The organism is Streptomyces sp. NPDC002018 (genome assembly GCF_042890865.1).
In the GTDB taxonomy this organism is placed as follows: domain Bacteria; phylum Actinomycetota; class Actinomycetes; order Streptomycetales; family Streptomycetaceae; genus Streptomyces.
In genome coordinates, this window is record NZ_JBIASO010000013.1 from 46,243 (window position 1) to 64,330 (window position 18,088).

The 18,088-nt window shown below is 72.0% G+C and carries 15 protein-coding genes; 5 read left to right on the forward strand and 10 right to left on the reverse strand.

The features are described from left to right. Positions 1-63 precede the first annotated feature (63 nt). Complete coding sequence (locus tag ACFYYH_RS21980) at positions 64-651, reverse strand: hypothetical protein (protein WP_388553548.1); 588 nt, start codon at positions 649-651, stop codon at positions 64-66. 109 nt (positions 652-760) lie between these two features. Then, positions 761-1,666, reverse strand: coding sequence for a zinc metalloprotease HtpX (gene htpX, locus ACFYYH_RS21985; RefSeq protein ID WP_388553550.1), 906 nt, complete (start codon positions 1,664-1,666; stop codon positions 761-763). Between the two features lie 337 nt (positions 1,667-2,003). Between htpX and ACFYYH_RS21990 the strand changes: the two genes are divergently transcribed. Next, the gene (locus ACFYYH_RS21990; RefSeq protein ID WP_388553552.1) at positions 2,004-2,609 is read left to right on the forward strand and encodes a DNA-binding response regulator; all 606 of its coding nucleotides are present in this window, start codon (positions 2,004-2,006) and stop codon (positions 2,607-2,609) included. A 67-nt stretch (positions 2,610-2,676) separates the two neighbouring features. On the opposite strand, the gene ACFYYH_RS21995 is transcribed toward ACFYYH_RS21990, so the two are convergent. The 4 genes from ACFYYH_RS21995 to lanKC form a co-directional block, all read right to left on the reverse strand. Further along, positions 2,677-4,602: an ATP-binding cassette domain-containing protein gene (locus tag ACFYYH_RS21995; protein WP_388553554.1), complete on the reverse strand. Its 1,926-nt coding sequence runs from the start codon at positions 4,600-4,602 to the stop codon at positions 2,677-2,679. Beyond that, entirely contained in the window at positions 4,599-6,482 is a 1,884-nt protein-coding gene (locus ACFYYH_RS22000; RefSeq protein ID WP_388553556.1) for an ABC transporter ATP-binding protein, read from the reverse strand. The genes ACFYYH_RS21995 and ACFYYH_RS22000 overlap by 4 nt, the downstream gene beginning before the upstream one ends. Positions 6,483-6,630: 148 nt before the next feature. Beyond that, positions 6,631-6,759, reverse strand: a complete 129-nt coding sequence (locus tag ACFYYH_RS22005) for a SapB/AmfS family lanthipeptide (protein ID WP_384186777.1) — start codon at positions 6,757-6,759, stop codon at positions 6,631-6,633. Positions 6,760-6,820: 61 nt separating this feature from the next. Further along, the gene (gene lanKC / locus ACFYYH_RS22010) at positions 6,821-9,466 is read right to left on the reverse strand and encodes a class III lanthionine synthetase LanKC (RefSeq protein WP_388553560.1); all 2,646 of its coding nucleotides are present in this window, start codon (positions 9,464-9,466) and stop codon (positions 6,821-6,823) included. Positions 9,467-9,827: 361 nt separating this feature from the next. On the opposite strand from lanKC, the gene ACFYYH_RS22015 reads away from it, so the two are divergent. From ACFYYH_RS22015 to ACFYYH_RS22025, 3 genes are all read left to right on the forward strand, one after another. Beyond that, a complete protein-coding gene (locus tag ACFYYH_RS22015) occupies positions 9,828-10,430 on the forward strand; it encodes a hypothetical protein (protein ID WP_388553563.1) in 603 nt (200 codons plus the stop codon). Between the two features lie 12 nt (positions 10,431-10,442). Beyond that, the gene (locus ACFYYH_RS22020; protein WP_388553565.1) at positions 10,443-11,288 is read left to right on the forward strand and encodes a fibronectin type III domain-containing protein; all 846 of its coding nucleotides are present in this window, start codon (positions 10,443-10,445) and stop codon (positions 11,286-11,288) included. Positions 11,289-11,459: 171 nt separating this feature from the next. Then, complete coding sequence (locus ACFYYH_RS22025) at positions 11,460-12,968, forward strand: MFS transporter (protein WP_388553568.1); 1,509 nt, start codon at positions 11,460-11,462, stop codon at positions 12,966-12,968. 100 nt (positions 12,969-13,068) lie between these two features. On the opposite strand, the gene ACFYYH_RS22030 is transcribed toward ACFYYH_RS22025, so the two are convergent. Both ACFYYH_RS22030 and ACFYYH_RS22035 read right to left on the reverse strand, forming a co-directional pair. Beyond that, a complete protein-coding gene (locus ACFYYH_RS22030) occupies positions 13,069-13,824 on the reverse strand; it encodes a hypothetical protein (RefSeq protein WP_388553571.1) in 756 nt (251 codons plus the stop codon). Continuing rightward, entirely contained in the window at positions 13,808-14,395 is a 588-nt protein-coding gene (locus ACFYYH_RS22035) for an RNA polymerase sigma factor (protein ID WP_388553574.1), read from the reverse strand. The genes ACFYYH_RS22030 and ACFYYH_RS22035 overlap by 17 nt, the downstream gene beginning before the upstream one ends. 305 nt (positions 14,396-14,700) lie before the next feature. Here ACFYYH_RS22035 and ACFYYH_RS22040 point away from each other — a divergent pair, with 305 nt between their 5' ends. Then, positions 14,701-15,510 (forward strand): SAM-dependent methyltransferase, encoded by an 810-nt coding sequence (locus ACFYYH_RS22040; RefSeq protein ID WP_388553577.1) that lies wholly within the window; start codon positions 14,701-14,703, stop codon positions 15,508-15,510. 118 nt (positions 15,511-15,628) lie between these two features. On the opposite strand, the gene ACFYYH_RS22045 is transcribed toward ACFYYH_RS22040, so the two are convergent. Next, on the reverse strand, positions 15,629-16,666 hold the full coding sequence (locus ACFYYH_RS22045) for a hemolysin family protein (protein ID WP_388553579.1): 1,038 nt from the start codon (positions 16,664-16,666) through the stop codon (positions 15,629-15,631). Continuing rightward, positions 16,663-17,997, reverse strand: coding sequence for a hemolysin family protein (locus ACFYYH_RS22050; RefSeq protein ID WP_388553582.1), 1,335 nt, complete (start codon positions 17,995-17,997; stop codon positions 16,663-16,665). Before ACFYYH_RS22050 ends, ACFYYH_RS22045 begins: the two co-directional genes overlap by 4 nt. Positions 17,998-18,088 lie beyond the last annotated feature (91 nt).

Consider the following 18,088-nt stretch of genomic DNA (forward strand, 5'->3'; position numbering starts at 1 on the left):
CCGCGCCCGTTCCGGTGCCACCGTCGCGTATGAGCGGTCCTGTCGTCGCCCCGGGGCCCGGTGTCACAGACCGGGCGCGCCCCAGACGGGGAACCAGCGGGCCAGATCGGGTTCGATCCGCAGATCGTCGCCGAGCAGGGCCCGCACCTGGAGCTCCCGTTCGTTGTCCCTCTTCTCGGCGCCCCCGGGCAGCGGGGCGAAGGGATAGAAGGCGCCGCGCTTGTAGAGATAGACGAGCCCGAGAGGCCGCTGCTCCGAGTCCCGGAAGCTCATCAGGGAGCAGAGGAGCTGCGGGCCGAAGCCGCCTTCCTCCAGCAGGGTGTTCACCGCGTGGAGATCGTTGACCAGGGCGGCCGTGTCCTCGGGCGGCTGCCGGGTGAGCAGCCACGTATAGCCGTACGCGTCCTGGCTGAACACCACCGGATCACCGGCCGCCCGGCCGGAGTCCGCGTCGAGCAGCTCCCGCACGTCCTGCCGGATCCGCGCGAAGCCGCCGCCCTCCACGCCCGCGAAACAGACGGAGCCAAGACCGGTGGGCACGAACCCCGCGCCGGCCTGGAGGGTGAGGGCGGCGGACGGAAGGGCGAAGAGCTGATCGAGGTCGGGGCGGACGGGTTTGCTCCGGCCGAGGATGGTGTCGAGAAGACCCACGGGACCAGCTCCTCGCTGCTCGGGTCGTACACGGCTGCTCGGGTCGTACGCGGCTCCGGTCGTACCCGCTCCGGTCGTCCGCGCGTACGGCCGGTCGCACGGTCCCGGGTCACGGGCGGGCCAGTTCGGCGGACAGCCGGGCGAGCTGCTCCAGACGCTGTTCCAGGGTCGGGTGGGAGGAGAACAGCCGGCTCAGGCTCTCCTTCGAGGAGAACGCGGGGACGAAGAAGAAGGCGTTGTACGGCTCGGCCTTGCGTAGGTCCCGGGTCGGAATCCGGGCCATCTGACCGCTCACCTTGGTCAGGGCCGAGGCCAGCGCCGACGGGCGGCCGGTGAGCAGCGCGGCCGCGCGGTCCGCGGACAGCTCCCGGTACCGCGAGAGCAGCCGGGTCAGCAGAAAGCCGATCACGTACACCACCGAGCTGACCAGGGGGATGACCATGATCGCCAGACCGGCGGGACCGGCGTTCCTGGCACTGCTGGACAGCCCGCTGTAGAGGGCGAAACGGGTGATCAGACCCGCCATCACGCCCAGGAACGACGCGATCGTCATGACCGCCACATCGCGGTGGGCGACATGGGACATCTCGTGCGCCAGAACCCCTTCCAGTTCCTCGGGCTCCAGCCTGCGCAGGAGTCCCGTGGTGGCACAGACCAGGGCGCTGCGCTCGCTGCGCCCGGTGGCGAAGGCGTTCGGGATGTCGCTCTGCGAGATCGCCACCCGTGGTTTGGGCATGTCGGCCAGCGCGCAGATCCGGTCGATGGCGCCGTGCAGCTCGGGCGCCTGCTCGGGAGTGACCTCACGCGCGCCCATGCCGAAGGCCGCGATCCGGTCGCTGAACCAGAACTGCGCGATGAACAGCGCGCCCGCGACGATCAGGATGACGGGCCAGAACTTGCCCAGCACCGCGAGCAGCACACCGACCAGGACCACATACAGCAGACCGATCAGGAACATGGTGGTCACCATGCGGGTGGTCAGCCCATGATCCTGGGTGTAGCGGGTCTGTGACATCGCTTCGCCTCCAACGGGGACTCTCTCTTCTGCTATTTTCCTCCTTTCCCGGCGAAACGGGATAAGTAGCGCATATGGACGGCCGGGGGCCGCCCACCCTCCGGCCCGCCGGTCCTCCGGGGCGCCCCGGCCCCCGCCGGCCCTTAGCGTCCGGCGGCGCTTCTGTGAACCCCCTTGGGCTTATACGCCGTACCGCTGGGCGCGCGCGGTGGCGCACTGCTGCACGCGGGGGCTCGCCGTGCACCGGAAAGTGCCTCCCTTACCGACGAATTTCGCGTTCTTCCTCGCATTCCCGGGGCATTGTGGTGTGGGCGATGACACCAAGAGGAGGCAGGGCATGATCCGGGTACATGTGGTGCACCATGTGAGTCTGTTCCGCTCGGCGCTGGTGGCGTTGTTGCGGGCCGAAACGACACTCGATGTGTCGTCGGCACCCGGATGTACGCCATTTCACGGTGCGTACGGCACACCACCCCATGTGTATGTAGCCGATGTCGACTGTCTGGATACACCGGGACATGCCGACAAGATGGAATCCACCTACGGTGACCTGGGACATGGCCCTGGTCTGCTGGTTCTCGCCACCGTACGGAAACCGGGAGCTTTGCGGAAAGCTTTTGACGCGGGGGCTCTCGGTTACGTCAACAAAGACGGTGAGCCCCGGCGATTAGTCGAAGCCATCCACAGAGTCGCCAGAGGTGAGCGATTCATCGACGAATCGTTGGCCTTCGATTTTCTCCAGGCCGCGAAGATGCCGCTGACACCACGCGAACTCAGTGTTCTCGCGCTGGCGGCGGAGGGCGCGCCGATCGATGAAATCGCGCGGTCCCTGCATCTGTCCAAGGGGACTATACGCAACTATCTGGCGGCCGCGATACGCAAGGTCGGTGGACGCAACCGGCTGGACGCGGTCCGCATTTCCCAGGGCGCCGGCTGGCTCTGACCGGCGCGGGCCGGCCGTCCCCACCCGCTCCGGCCCCTCCCGCCCGTTCCGACAGCGGCCCGCCGGATCACCAGTGGCCCGTCAGATCGCGGTAGAGGGCCGAGCCGGTCAGCAGCTCCTCATGTGTCCCGCAGGCGGGTCTGGTCCCGTCCAGCACGAGGACGCGGTCCGCGCGGCGCGCGGAGGAGAGCCGGTGCGCGACCACGATCAGCGTGCCGGGACGTTCGGCCAGAGCCCGTTCCGCACGCGCCTCCGCGACCGGATCGAGATGGCAGGTGGCCTCGTCCAGGATCATCAGGGGCGCGGCGGAGACATAGGCGCGGCACAAGGAGAGCACCTGGCGCTCGCCCTGCGAGAGCTTCGCTGGCTCGACCGTCGCGTCCAGCCCGCCGAGCCGCCCGATCAGGCCGTCGGCGTCGAGCACGCCGACGGCCGAGGTCAGCTCGGCGGACGACGCATCGGGACGCAGGTGCAGCAGATTGTCGCGGACGGTGCCGGTGAACACGTACGCCTGCTGCGGTATCAGCACCCGGTGGCCTGCCAGCTCCCGCGCCGGCCGGCCGGCCACGGGCTCGCCCGCCAGCAGCACGGTTCCCCGGCCGGGAGCGAGCAGACCCGCGATCACCGCCGTGAGGGTCGACTTGCCGATACCGCTCGGACCGACGACGGCCAGGTGTTCGCCCTGCTCGACGGTGAGATCGAGACCGTCGAGCACGGGCGGCGCGCCGGGACCGTACGCCACCGTCACCGAACGGACCTCCACCGCGGGCCGGGACCGGCGCGCCGGCGGTGCGCCGCCGTTCGCCACCGCCTTCCGCGCCGGGCCGTGCGGCGCGGTCACCGCCGGATCCGCGCCGTGATCCACCGCGGTACGCCGCGGGGGACACCCGGTGGGACACGGCGCCGGGGGAGCGGAGCCGGCTGTCCGGTCCTCGAACCGCTCCAGGACCACCAGCAGCCGGGTGCCCGCGGCCCCCAGCGCGGTCATCAGCGTATGCAGGGCGGGCAGCAGGGCCTGGACCAGATAGGCCAGCGCCCCCATCAGGGCCCCCGCCGTCACCCCCTGGCGCAGCAGCCACGGGGTGGCGGCCAGCAGCACGATCACCGGTAGCTGCCCGGCCACCCCGAGCGCCAGGGTGCGGACGGCCGCCCACCGGGCCAGGACGCGCGAGGTGCGGGCGCCCGCGTCGATCAGCCGCTCCGTACGCCGGGCCACCTCCGCGCCCGTACCGCAGGCGACGATGTCACGCAGACCGGCACCGACCGCGCCGGCACGGTCCGCGATCGCCTCGTCGGCGTCCAGGAACGCGCGCTGGGCGGCCGCCATCGGACGCAGCGTGGCGAGGAACAGCAGCAGCCCCAGGGCCAGCGGTGGCACGACCACGAGCAGAAACAGCGGCGCGAGCGCCAGCAGCCCGGCCACCGCTCCCACCAGGGTGAACACAAAGGATCTGACGGTGAGGACGAGACCCGCGAAGCTGTCCCTGACGATCTCGGTCTGATGGGTGAGCCGTGAGACCGCGCCACCGTCCGGGCGTGCCGGGTCGGCCACCGCCCGGCGCAGGGCCTGGGTCACCGCGCGGCGGACCAGGGCGTCCCGCAGCGGCTCCACGAGCGAGGCCAGTTCGGTGAAGACACCGCGGACGAGGGGGCCGCCGACGAGGATGGCCGCGGCGGCCACGGCCAGCCACACCAGACCGGCTCCCGTCCGTCCCGCCAGGAAGCCGTGGTCGAGGGCGCGCGCCAGACAGTAACCGCCGAGGAAGGTCTGCGCGGACTCCAGCAGGGACCAGCCCGCGAGCCTGAGCAGAACCCCCTTTCTGCGCAGCAGGAAGCGGCGGCCCCGCGGCAGGAGCCGGCGTGCCGCGCCCCGGCCCTCGCGGCCCCGGTCCTCGGGTGGTACTCCCCGGTCCTCGGGCGGTACTCCCCGGTCCCCGCGCTGTGCTCCCGGGTCGTCGGCGCGAGTCCGCCCGGCCGCCTCCGTCGCCGTCACCGGCCGGGCCCTCCGGCCGGAACGTCCTGGGACAGCGTCGCGACCCCGGGGCGCGCGGAGTGCTCCGCCGCCGGTTCCGGCGACGCGAAGACCTCGCGGTAGGCCGGGAGCCGCCACAGTTCCGTGTGCGGTCCCACCGCCCGTACCCGCCCCTCCTCCAGCCAGATCACCAGATCCGCGCGGACGGCGGAGGAGAGCCGGTGGGCGATGACCAGCCGGGTGCCGGACCGGACCTCCTGGGCCAGGGCGCGTTCCACCTGCCGCTCGGTGACGGTGTCCAGGCTGGAGGTCGCGTCGTCCAGGATCAGCAGCCGGCCGGCGTGCGCGAACGCCCGTGCCAGTCCCAGCCGTTGGAGTTCACCGCCGGACAGGGGCGCCTCGTCCGGCGGTGTGTCGTACCCCCGGGGGAGCAGCCGTACGAACGCGTCCGCGCTCGCCGCCCGCGCCGCCGCCCGTACCCGGTCGGGGGAGACCCGCCCGGCGCCGCTCGCCAGGGCCTCGCCGATCGTGTCGCCCCACAGGACGGGCCGTTCGAAGGCATAGCCGATCTCGCGGCGCAACTGGTCCCGCTCGACGGCTTCCAGAGGCACTCCGTCGAGCAGGACGGAACCCTCGTCCGGCTCGGTGAGCCGCCCGGCGACGGCGGCGAGCAGGGACTTGCCCGCTCCTGAACGCCCCACCACGGCCGCCGAGACACCGCCCGGGATCTCCAGGTCCACACCGGAGAGCAGCGGCCTGCCGTCCCGCACCACCCGTACCCCGCGCAGCCGGAGCGTTCCCGGTCCGTCCGGGGGAAGGGACCCGGCCCCCTGGGCCAGGACGGGCAGGTCCAGCAGCTCGGCCGTTCTGCGGGCCGCGGAACGGCTCCGTACCAGCGAACCGAGAAACCCGGCGGCGGCGCCCACCCCGGCCGCCAGCGCCGCGTACCGGGAGGCGGCCAGCAGTTCGCCGACACTGATCGCACCCGAGGCCAGCCGTGTTCCGCCGACCGCCAGCACACCGGTCGTCAGCAGGGGCATCAGGACACCGGCGCGCGCGACGGCCCGGCCGTGCACGCTCCACATCCGCCGTCCCTGGACGGAGAGTTCGGGCAGCGGGGCGAGGATCCGTTCGAGTTCGCGCTCCGTCGTACCGGCGGCGGCGACGGTCCGCGCGCCGCCCAGCGCCTCGACGAGCCGGGACGCGAGGACGGACTGCGCCCGCTGGTAGCGCGCGACGCTGTCGGAGGAGTCACGGGTGAAGGCGCGCAGCACCAGGAAGAGCAGCGGCAGACCGACGAGGAAGGCGACGGCCGTCCAGAGGTCGATGAGGAACAGCGCGACGACCGCCCCGGCCGGTGCGAGAAGCGAGGCCGCGAGGGACGCGGCGGTCGCCGGAGCGGTGGCGGCCTCGGTGGCGTTCGCGGAGAGCCTGGCCGCCGTGTCGCCGGGGGAGAAGCGGGCGCCCCGCTCGGGCGGCGCCGAGAGCAGCCGGGTCAAGGCCCGGACCCGCAGCCAGGCGGTCGAATGGGCGTTGGCCGTACCGCTCACCAGGGCCACCAGGGCGTCCAGCAGCACTTCCGCCGTGATCGCCACGGCGCACAGCAGGAGCCAGAACCCGGCTCCGCCGTCGCGGTCCAGCAGCAGGTCGAGGGTCCGGCCCACGGCCGCGGGCAGGACGAGGGACGCGGCGGCCGAGGCGGCCGAGCAGAGGAACACCGCCGCGGTGGGGACCGCGCTGTGCCGGGCCGCGCCGAGGAGCGGACCGGGTCCTGACCGCGCCGGGAGCGGTGGCGGCGGCAGCGGTGCCGGTGGTGGCAGCGGCGGTGATGTCGGTGTCGGCGGCGGTGGTGAGTCGCGGTCCGTGGACGGCGGACGCTGGGGTCGGCGCCGGAAAACCATGGGGCGGGGATCTCCTCCGGTCCAGGGCCGGCGGGGGACCGACCGAGGGCCCCGGGCGGCGAACCGCCCGGGACCCCGCTGATCAGCGCGAGAGGCCGTACGTCACATCAGGCCGGCGGATGACGGACGACATCGTTCACCTGTGACGTCAGTTACAGGTGGTGATGCTGAGGCTGCTGTCACCGCAGAGCAGCAGGCTCGCGCGGCTTCCGGTGGCCACGTCGCCGGTCGCCTCTTCCTTCGGGGTCTCCATCGACTGCAGGTCGAGAAGGGTCATGGTCTTACCTCTCATTCATGGGGACGGTGTGCTCTGTTTCGGCTCCTGGCGGGAGCCGGCTCTAGGGCCGCCTGAGCGGCGGGAGGAAGGGCAGCTGGGCCGGACGGCCGGGCGACGCGGCGGCGAGCGCCAGCAGGCAGCCCGCCGTGCCGGTCGACAGATCCATCGACAGCCGCATCATCTGCTCTCCGGGAAAGGCCAGTTGGCCTCGGTAGGTCAGGGCGTGCCAGGAGAGGGCATCCATCTGGCGCCGTAGCTCGGCGGGGCCGGTACCGGGTCCCGGGGCCGTGGTGCGGCTGAGATACAGCACCATCCCCGCGGCGCCGCGGAACAGCCCCGGCTGCGCGTAGAAGGTGGCCTGCGCCGCCCGTACGATCTCACCGCGCGCCCGCTCGAAGGCGTCGTCCGCGCGGTGCGCGAGATAGTCGTCGAGCACCATGCCGATGCCCACGCTGCCCGCGCCCAGATACGGCATGGTGCGCCAGCCCTCGTCGACCTGGAGGGTCCCGCCCGCGCTGTGCTTGCAGCGGGCCAGGTCGCGACGGAGCGCGTCCGCCGCGAGATCGAGCAGCGCGGTGTCCCGGGTGCGCTCGTAGAGCCGGAGGAAGAGCAGGGCGACACCCGAGGTGCCGTACAGCAGCCCCGCGCGGGGCATTCCGCCGCCGGGCCGCGCCGGGCCGCCCGTCACCACGGGGGCGGCCAGCTCCGCGCAGCGCAGTGCCGCGTCGTACAGCGCCGACTCCCCGGACGCCGCCGCGAGGTCGAGCAGCGCGAGCCCGAGCCCGGCGGCCCCTCCGTGGAGATCCGGCGGCAGGGTCTCCCAGGACTGTTCGAGCGTCAGCTCGGCGAGTTCCAGGGCGCGCTGGGGGTGGCCGAGCCGGTGCAGCGTCCAGGCGAGACCGGCCAGGCCGTCGTAGAAGCCGAGGGGTGTGCCCGAGACCGGTTCCTTCGTTCTGAGCAGCAGCCACTCCTCGGCCGGTATGCACCGGCCCGCGCCGCTCTCCTCCAGCGCGTACAGCACCCCGGCCGCGCCGTGGCCGAACGACAGACCGCCGCCCGCCGTGGCGAACTGGGCGATGTCACCGGGGAAGAAGCGGTCGTCGCGGTCGGGCGACGCCGAGGCGAGGATGGCGTTCACCATGGAGTCCCGGCTCCGGGGCCAGTCGGCGGGCTCGGCCGGCAGATACGGACCCGTGGCGCCGCTGCCGCCCGCCACGGGCCGCACGGCGGAGCCCTCTCCCGCCGCCCGTGGACCGGTGGCCGCCTCCCGGTCAGCCACGGGGTCGCGGAGCAGTTCCGCGACGGCTTCGTCGAGGAACGCGCGCTCGACCGGGAACTGCCGCGCCACGATCTCGGCGAGATGGACGGCCTTGGCACGGTCGACGGCGAACAGACTGGTCAGCGGAATGAACAGGGCCAGCCGCAGACAGGCCAGCGCATAGCGGTCGACATCGAAGCCACGCCGGCCGGCCGGTGCGACAAAGGCCGGATTGGCCACGGTCTGGCGCCCGTTGTCATCGACGTGCGCGGCGGCCTCGAAGTCCAGCAGCACCACGGACGACTCGTCCTCGGAGACCATGATGTTGAACAGATGCAGATCGTTGAAGACCACGCCCCGCGCGTGCACCTCCTCGACGGCCTTCTCGACCAGCCGGTGGATGCGCAGGGCCCACGCCGTGTACTCGGTGAGCCGCGCCGTGCCGGGATCGGCGTCGATCAGCGGATGGCGCCGGGCGAAGAAGGTGTTGAGCGGCTTGCCCTCGATGTACTGGAGCACCAGGAAGTGATGGTCGCCCATGGTGAAGCTGTCCAGCACCTCCGGGGTGCAGGCGAGCCCCGACAGCCGTTCCAGGGCCTCCTGTTCCCGCTTCAGCCGGGTGACGGCGTCGGCGCCGTCGGCGGCCAGACCGGCGTACGGCCGTGCCTCCTTCAGTACGACCTTCTCGCCGCTCCTGTTGTCCCGGCCGGCGTAGACCCCGCCGCCGTTGGAGAAGTGCAGTGCCCGCTCGATCGTGTACGGCAGGTCCGCGACGGACACGGCGTCACGCGCGTCGAGATGCGGGCGCAGGAAGGACGGCGGGGTGACCCAGTCGGGTATCCGGAAGACGGGACCGCGCAGATCCGGCACGAGCCGTCCCTCGGCGTCCTCGACGGCCGGGCGGAGTTCGCCCTCGTCGTCGTAGCAGTTGCGCTGGGTGAAGCTGCCGTAGCGGAGATGGACCGGTCCGCGGCCCCAGCGGAGATCGCTGAGGATGTACGGTCCCGCCTCGCCCGCCAGCAGGGCGTCCAGTTCCGCGGCGATGGTGCCGCACCGCTGGTCGTCCGCCGGATAGACGGTGATGAACTTCCCGCTGGCGGCGCGGTCCGCGTACTTGGCGTTGCGGGTGTGCAGCAGATAGCGGCTCGGCACGAACTTGAAGGCGATGCCGCGCGGAACGCAGTAGTCCATGACGCGGTCCAGCACCGACTCGGCGTTGTCCAGACACGCCGACACATGGATCTTCCAGCCCTGGGAGGGCAGTTGGCCGTCGAGCGGACGCCAGGCCAGCCAGTCGCCGGCGCGGTGGCGCTGCCAGCCGTCGGGTGCCGGCCGCCGGGCGGCCTCGTACAGGGCCTCGTGGCCCGTGCCGCCGGTGGACGACAGCCGGTGCGGTGCGTCGTAGAAATGCCGGTCCGCATCGCAGAACGCGGCGTATCCCTTGTTCACACACACTCCCTCGGCCGTTGACGGTGCCAACCGTGTCATGGCCCCGGAAGTGCGGGTAAGTCGCCGATGTCACCTCCCCGCAGTGGACTACTCACGAGTAACTACCGCTGTCCTCAACGGTCGGGACGCCGGTGTCAGGAATGGCGCGGCTGGGGCGTCGCACGCGTCGGGTTCGTCTATCTGAACATTTTTCCGCCCATCGGTTCCGTCGCGAGGTCGACTGGGGTGTTCGGTGCGCCCCGTGGGGCTCTTGACGGATGATTGGTCCAGTCCTACGGTCCACTCAACCATTCAAATGCAGAGTCACTGTTCATATATGTGACGGTCGCTCTGGTCACGCCTCACGACAGGGAAGTGACACATGACCCATCGCCTCCGGATGTTCACGGTGCTCGCCGCCGTGGGTGTCTCCTCGTTGACCGCCGTTCCGCAGGCCTCCGCGGAAGTGGAGCCCGGCGGATGGACCTCGGTCTCGCCGACCTTCACCGTGCAGGAGCGGGGGTGCGGCCAGGTCGACGGCCTGACGTTCCGGCTCACCTGCTCCACCGCGAGCGGCGACCAGCGCGCCGAACGCCGGTACGCCACCTATACGGGAGGCACCCGGCAGTTCGAGGGCTACTTCCGGGTCAGCAGCCTGAGCGGCACCCGCATCAGCCTGAAGCAGACGTTCAACGAGTCGGCGGCCGGGCCGTACTTCATGCTGGCCGTCGAACGAGGCGGGCGGCTCTACGCCGTCCACGGGGGCGACACGCTGTCCAACGCAGGCACGGTCGGCGCGACGGTCCGCGTCAACACGGTCCACCAGGTGGGCAGTGCGCACCGCACCTATATCAACGGCTCGTTGCAGCACACCTACGCCAGCCCCGGCGGCAGCTTCTACGACAAGTTCGGCGCCTACCGCACCAACAGCGGCAACGGACCCGCCACCGTGGTCTGGAGCGATGTCCGCTTCTGGCGCAAGTAGCGGGGACCGGACGTGCCCCTCCCCCTGCGAGCGGTCGTACCCGCCGTGCTCGTACTCGCGCTGGCGGCGGCGTGCTCGGCGCCCCCGCCGGCCGGGCACTCCGCGCGGGTACCCGGCGCCCCACCGGGCGGTGCCCACCCGGACGGCACCGCCGCCGAAGGGCTCTCCCCGGACGGCGGATCCGCCGGCCCGGGGAAGGCGCGGGCCGGCGCGACCGCTCCCACGCTCCGCGCCACGCTCGCCACGCCCACCGACATCGATCTGAGCTGGCGCGGCGCACCCGGCTCCGCCGGACACGTACTGGAGTTCGCGACGGAGGAGGCGGGCCCGTACACCGTCCTGAAGTACCTGCCGCCCGGTGCGACGGCCTACCGTCATCCCGATCTGATCCCGCGCACGACGTTCTTCTACCGGCTGCGGGCCTTCCAGGGCCCCGCCTCCGCGCCGGTCGACGTCTCCCTGCCGGCCGGCGGACTGACGGCGGCCGACGAGGAGGCCGGGCATGACTGGCTGCCTCCCCGCACGGTTCCCGGCCGGTCCGTGACCGGCCACTCCGTACGGGACGGGGGAGCCGCCGCGCCCTCCGGCCTCACGGCCGAGATCAAGCACGCGAACGGGATCCTCTTCATCTGGACCGATCATGCCTCGGACGAAGCGGGCCATCTGCTGGAGGCCCGGCCCCGGGGGTCTTCGGCCTACGATCCGGTCGTCGTCCTCGATCGCGACATCAACTCCACCGGCCTGATCACGCTGCCCACCGAGAAACGGGCCTCCTACCGGGTCCGTGCCTTTCTTTACGGTGCGGAGTCGAACGTGGTCCGGCTGACCACCGGCGACTCCACCGCCGCCCCGGAATAGGCCGCGCCGCCGGGCCGGGCTCCGGGAGGGTCGGCCGGGTGCCGGGTGCCGGGTGCCGGGTGCCGGGTGCCGGGTGCCGGGTGCCGGGCCGGGTCGGGCGGGGTGCCGCGCTGTCCGCCGGTCGGCGCGCTCCGGGTGAGGGATCGGGGTACGCGAACTAGGGTCCGCTTCATGGGCGCAGACGCAACGCGGGACAGCGGAGCCGGCGCGGGCGGGCCCGCCCCGTCCACGCCGGGCGCGGCGCCCGACCCGCGACGCTGGAAGGCGCTCACGGTCTGTCTGGTCGCGGGCTTCATGACGCTCCTCGACGTCTCCATCGTCAATGTGGCCCTGCCGTCCATCCGCGAGGGCCTGCACACCCCGGTCTCCGATCTCCAGTGGGTGCTGTCCGGATACGCGCTCGCCTTCGGTCTCTTCCTGATCCCGGCCGGGCGGCTGGGGGACGCCCGTGGCCGGCGCCCGGTGTTCATGGTGGGGCTCACGCTCTTCACCCTGTCGTCCGCGGCCTGCGGAGCGGCCCAGTCCAGCCTGTGGCTGGTGATCGCACGGCTGGTGCAGGGCTTCGCCGGAGGCACGGTCACCCCGCAGATCTCCGCGCTGATCCAGCAGATGTTCTCCGGCCGTGAGCGGGGCCGGGCCTTCGGCATGTTCGGCACGGTGGTCGGTCTCTCGATGGCCGTCGGGCCGCTGCTGGGCGGTCTCATCATCCAGTTGGCCGGGGCGGACGAGGGCTGGCGATGGGTCTTCTACGTCAATCTCCCGCTGGGCGCGGTCTGTCTGCTGCTCGCCCGGCGGCTGCTGCCGGACACCCCGGCCGCGGGCCGGGTCAAGGTGCGCGAGCTGGACCCGGTCGGCGTACTGCTCCTCGGCTCCGGTGTGCTGGTCCTGCTGCTGCCCTTCGTCCAGTCCCAGCAGTGGCACCGCGACGAGAAGTGGCTGCTGCTGCTCGTCGCGGCGGGGCTGCTGTTCGGCTTCGTGAAATGGGAGTCCCGCTGCCAGTCGGGAGGCTTCCAGCCGGTTCTCGATCTGGCGCTGTTCCGGGTCCGCTCCTACTGGCTGGGATGTCTGCTGATCCTGCTCTACTTCGCCGGATTCACCTCGATCTTCTTCATCACCACGCTCTTTCTCCAGAGCGGTCTGCACTACTCCGCGCTGGAGGCCGGACTCGCCATCACCCCCTTCGCCCTCGGCTCGGGCGGCGCGGCGGGGATCGGCGGCCGGCTCGTCAGCCGGTTCGGCCGGCCGCTGGTCGTGGTCGGACTGGTCATGGTGACCGTGGGGCTCGCCGCCACCACCCTCGCCGTGCATCTCGTGCCGGGCCACGGCGCGGGCTGGGCGATGGCGGCGCCCCTGCTGGTGGCCGGGGTGGGCAGCGGACTCGTCATCGCGCCGAACCAGACGCTGACCCTGTCCGAGGTACCGGTGGCCATGGCGGGCAGCGCGGGCGGCAGTCTCCAGACCGGTCAGCGCGTGGGGTCCGCGGTCGGTATCGCCGCGGTGGGCTCGGTCTTCTTCGCCCAGGTGGAGCCGGACGGATGGCCGACGGCGTACGACCACGGGCTGGTGGTGGCGGTGGCGTTCGTGATCGCCGCGCTGGTGGTCGCCGTGGCCGATGTGGTCACGGGCCGCCGGGACAGGAAACACCCGCCGGCCGGCCCGCGCCCCGCCTCGTCGGAGTAGTCGCCCGGCGGCAGCGGCAGGGCGGCGATCACCCCGATGGCGTAGCCGGCGCAGACCACCGTGACCGTCAGCTCCCAGAAGCCGGGCCGGCCCGGCCGGGCTACCCCGCGCCGGGCGCCCGGCCATGGGTACGGCGGCCGGTGCCGCGGGCCGGATCGCGGGTCAGATCGTGGGCCAGGCTGTCATTCGGCTGGGGGACCTCACCGAAGTCCTCGTCCGCGCTGTCGACGCTGAGGCGGTTGATGACCGCCTCCAGCGGCGCAGGCAGGGTGGGATGACGCCCACGATGGCACTGGCTGAGCAGATCGTGCCGGACCGTCTCGGGCAGCAGGGCGGAGAGGGCGGGCGGTGTCCTCGTACCGCCGGGCCGGGCCGGCCCGCGCGACTGGGCGCGCCAGTACGCCGCGTCCCTGAACTCGGCCCGCTGCTGATGGGCGAGGAAGAGACAGAAGGCCGCGGTCCTGTTGCCGCCGCCGGCCGCGAACTGCCACCAGAACTGCGCCGCGTCCCGGTGGCCCGTCAGATGCAGCAGCGCGGCGAAGACGACGGCGCCCTCGGGGTCGATCCGCTCATGGTCGACCAGCCGGGTCAGACCCGCCGCCGCCTCGGGGGCGTTCAGGATCAGGGCGACGGCGAGATTGAGGTCCTGGGCCGCCTGTTCATGGGCGGAGGGGCGGCGCCGGGGCGGCACGCCCACGGGGCACGCCTGCCTCTCCTGCTTCTCCGCCGCGCACCGGGCCGCGACCCGGGCGCGGGCCGCCTCCGTGTCGTAGTCGTCGTAGGTGTCGGTGAGCACTTCGGCGTGCTCCAGCAGCACCTCGACAGGGCTGGACGCCGGTTCATCGGTGCGGTGCACGGTTCATTTCCCCCGTCTCGATCTCCCACAGGTCCAGTGCCTTGGCCAGCCGCCGTCTGGCGTGCCGGGCCTGGGAGCGGACCGTGGCGACGTCGATGCCCATGTACTCGGCGACCTCCTCGTCCGGGACCCGGAGGACATGGCGCAGCACCACGACGTCGTACTGCCGCTCGGGAAGCCGGGAGATCGCCGCGTACAGCCCGATCTCCTCTTCCAGCACCTCGAATTGATCGCGTGTCCCCGACAAGAGCAGTTTGCCGATCGCGGAGTGGAAGGCGGCGGTGCCGGCCAGCACCGGTTCGGGACAGCTGTGTTCGCCCAGCCATCGCGCCACCTCCTCCTTCAGGACGGCCCACGCGTACTGGGGTACCGATTCCCTGGAGAGGACATGCTGCCAGTCTTCCAGCAGTCGCGCACAGGCGGCGTCCACGACCTGCTCGGCGGCGGCCCCGCTGCCGACCTGGGTATGGGCGTAGCGCAGCCAGAGTGTGTGGTGGTGCGTGTCGAACGCGTCGAACGTCAACTCCAGTCGCCGCCGCGGCCGGTCGGAGATCTGCGGATCGACGTGCACGGACGCCCCGTTCCCTGGACGCCGCGCCGCTCCCGGGCAGAGGGCGTCGGCGCGAGAGGTGTGGTCCTCTCTCATTGATCAGCCGGCCCACCGGGTGCCCTTACTGCGCGGAGCACCTCTGGGGCTTTGCGCTGATAGTCATCATATGATTACTCAATCGCGGAGTCAGTGGCTTGGCCCATTCTGTTTCTTCTCTCACACCAGGCCCGCTGGTAACCGGAGTTGGCGTGTCTCGTACGGTTGTCCGTATGCGGTGGTGGGCAGCCACCGACGGTCAACCGGCATCGAGAACAGGGGTCGTCACGATGGGGGACAACAGCGCGGTGGATCTGGAGCTGGACCGGGCGCACTCGGCGCGGATGTACGACTACTACCTCGGCGGGACGACCAACTTCCCCGCCGATCGCGAGGCGGCGGCCCGTGCCATGACCGCCTTCCCCTCCATCCTGTCCACCGCCCGTATCAACCGTCGTTTCATGAACCGCTCCGTCCGCTTCCTCGCCCGCGACGGCATGCGTCAATTCCTCGACATCGGGACGGGCATCCCCACCTCACCGAACCTCCATGAGGTGGTGCAGCAGGAGGAACCGACGGCCCATGTCGTCTACACGGACAACGATCCCATCGTGCTGGCGCACGCCCGCGCGCTGCTCCACAGCCATCCCGCCGGGCGCACGGCCTACGCCCACGCCGATGTCACCGCGCCGGAAGCCCTGCTGGCCGCCGAGGAGATCCGCTCGACACTCGACTTCACCCGGCCCATCGCGCTCAGCCTCAACGCGCTGCTCCACTTCGTGACCGACGAGCACGGCGCCCATGACATCGTCGAGGTCCTCAAGGACGCGCTGCCGTCGGGCAGTACGCTCGCGATCGCCCATGTGACGCCCGAGTTCGACCCCGAGGGCATCGCCCGGCTGACGGCCGCCTACCGGGCGTCGGGCAACCCAGGACAGGCGCGCGGCCGCGAGGAGATCGCCCGTTTCTTCAGCGGCTGGGAGCTGCTCGAACCGGGGATCACCCCGTCGCACGAGTGGCGACCCGACCCCGAGGACCACGCGGAGAACATCACCGCCAAGGAAGCGGCCTGCTACGCCGGGGTGGCACGCAAGCCCTGAGCCGGATCCCGCGACCCGCGGCCCGCCGCGGCGTCCGGGGCCCGGGACGGGGCACCGGACGCCCGACGGATCGCGTCATCGCCCGGCGGGCCGGGGCCGTGTCACCGCCGACCCCGTGTCACTGCTGACCGGCGGTCCGTGAGCCGGCCGCCGGGCCGACCAGCTCGTCCAGGACGTCCTCCATGGTGACGAAGCCGATGACGGTCCCCTTGTCACCGGTCACGGCCGCGAGATGCGTCCCGGCGGCGCGCATGGCGGTCATGGTGTCGTCCAGCGGCGTGTCGATCTCGACCCGGATCACCGTGTGCAGCGCACCGCGGGGGAAGGGCCGGGTGCGCTCCTCGGCGCCGAGCGCGTCCTTGATGTGCAGATAGCCGAGGATGGTGTCGTCCGGCCCCGTGACCGGCAGCCGGGAGAAGCCGGACGACACGGCGGCGCGCTCCAGCTCCTGCGGGGTGACCCGGTGGCCGACCGTGACCGTCCTGCTCAGCGGGACCATCACCTCGCCCGCCGGGCGCGTGCCCAGCTCCAGGGCATCCCGCAGTCTCTCCCCGTCCGCCGGATCCAGCAGTCCCGCCTCGCTGGAGTCCTTGACCAGCCGGGCGAGTTCGTCGTCGGTGAACACCGACCCGACCTCGTCCTTGGGCTCCACCTTCAGCAGCCGCAGGATGGCGTTGGCGAACGCGTTGATCCCGAAGATCACCGGACGCAGCGCACGGGTCAGCGCGACCAGGACGGGCCCCAGCGCGAGCGCGGTCGGCGCGGGTGCGGCCAGCGCGATGTTCTTCGGCACCATCTCGCCGACCAGCATGTGCAGATAGGTCGCCAGGGTCAGCGCGATCACGAAGGCGATCGGATGGATCAGCCCCTCGGGCACACCGATCGCCTCGAACGGCGGTTCCAGCAGATGCGCGATCGCGGGTTCGGCGACGGCGCCCAGCACCAGCGAGGAGATGGTGATACCGAGCTGCGCCGTGGCCATGGCGGCCGACAGATGCTCCAGTCCCCACAGGGTGGTCCTCGCGCGGCGGCTGCCCTTGACCGCCAGGGGCTCGATCTGGCTGCGCCGTACGGAGATGAGGGCGAACTCCGCACCCACGAAGAGCGCGTTGGTGAAGAGGGTGAACACGCCGATGGCGAGTTGCAGGACGGTCATCGGTGGTCCTCCGAGGGGTCGCCGGCCGGCGCGGACGCGGTGATCCGCACCCGGTCGGCGCGCCGGTGCTCTATGCGCAGGACGGCGAACCGCCAGCCGTCGATCTCCAGGGTGTCCGCGAGGACGGGCAGCCGCTCCAGCCGCGTCGCGAGCAGGCCCGCGAGCGTCTCGTAGGGTCCGTCGGGCGCGTCCAGGCCGATCTCCGCGAGCTGGTCGAGCCGGACTCCGCCGTCCGCCTCCCAGACGCGGCGGCCGTCCGCGGTCGGTTCCTGCGGGACCAGGTCGGGCGTCTCGTCCGGGTCGTGTTCGTCGCGCACCTCTCCGACGACCTCCTCGACGATGTCCTCCACGGTGGCGACGCCCGCGGTGCCGCCGTACTCGTCGATCACCACGGCCATCGTCCGCGCCTCCCGCAGCCGCCGCAGCAGCCGGTCGACCGGGAGCGAGTCCGGGACGAGCAGCGGGCTGGTGGCCAGTTCGGTGACGGGGGTGTGGTCACGGAGGGTCTCGTCCAGCGCGAGGACATCACGGACATGGACGGTGCCGATGACCTCGTCCAGGCTGTCGCGGTAGACGGGGAACCGGGACAGACCGGTCGCCAGGGTCAGCCGGGCGGCGTCCCCGGCGGTGGCACGGGCCTCCAGTGCCCGGACATCCACCCGGGGCGTCATCACGTTCTCCGCGGTCAGCTCCGCGAGGTGCAGGGTCCGTACGAACAGCTCGGCCGAGTCCGCCTCTATGGCGCCTTCCCGCGCGGAGTGCCGCGCCAGGGCGACCAGCTCCTCGGGTGTACGGGCGGAGGCGAGCTCCTCGGCGGGCTCCAGACCGAAGCGCCGTACGAGCCGGTTGGCGGTGTTGTTGAGATGCCGGATCAGCGGGCCGAAGGCCGCGGTGAAGCCGCGCTGCGGCCCCGCCACCACCTTGGCGACGGCCAGCGGACTGGAGATCGCCCAGTTCTTGGGCACCAGCTCACCGACCACCATCAGCACCACCGTGGACAGGCCGACACCCAGCAGGGTGGCGACGGTGGAGACACCGCCCTCCGGCAGCCCCGTGGCCTCCAGCGGGCCCCTCAGCAGCACGGCGAGGGACGGCTCCGCGAGCATGCCGATGACCAGGGAGGTCACCGTGATGCCGAGCTGGGCGCCGGAGAGCTGGAAGGTCAGCCGCTTGGCCGCCGCCAGCGCGCCCGCGGCGCCCCGCTCGCCCGCGGCTGCGGCACGTTCCAGCTCGCTCCGCTCGATCGTGGTCAGGGAGAACTCGGCCGCGACGAACACCGCGCAGGCGAGGGTGAGCGCGAGAGCGAGGAGCAGCAGAAGTACCTCGGTCACCGTGCCACCTCCGCCCGCCGGCTCGTCGGGACGGGGATGGCACGGCTCGTACTGGGAGGCTCACCCATTGCGGGACCGCAGCTCCTTCTCG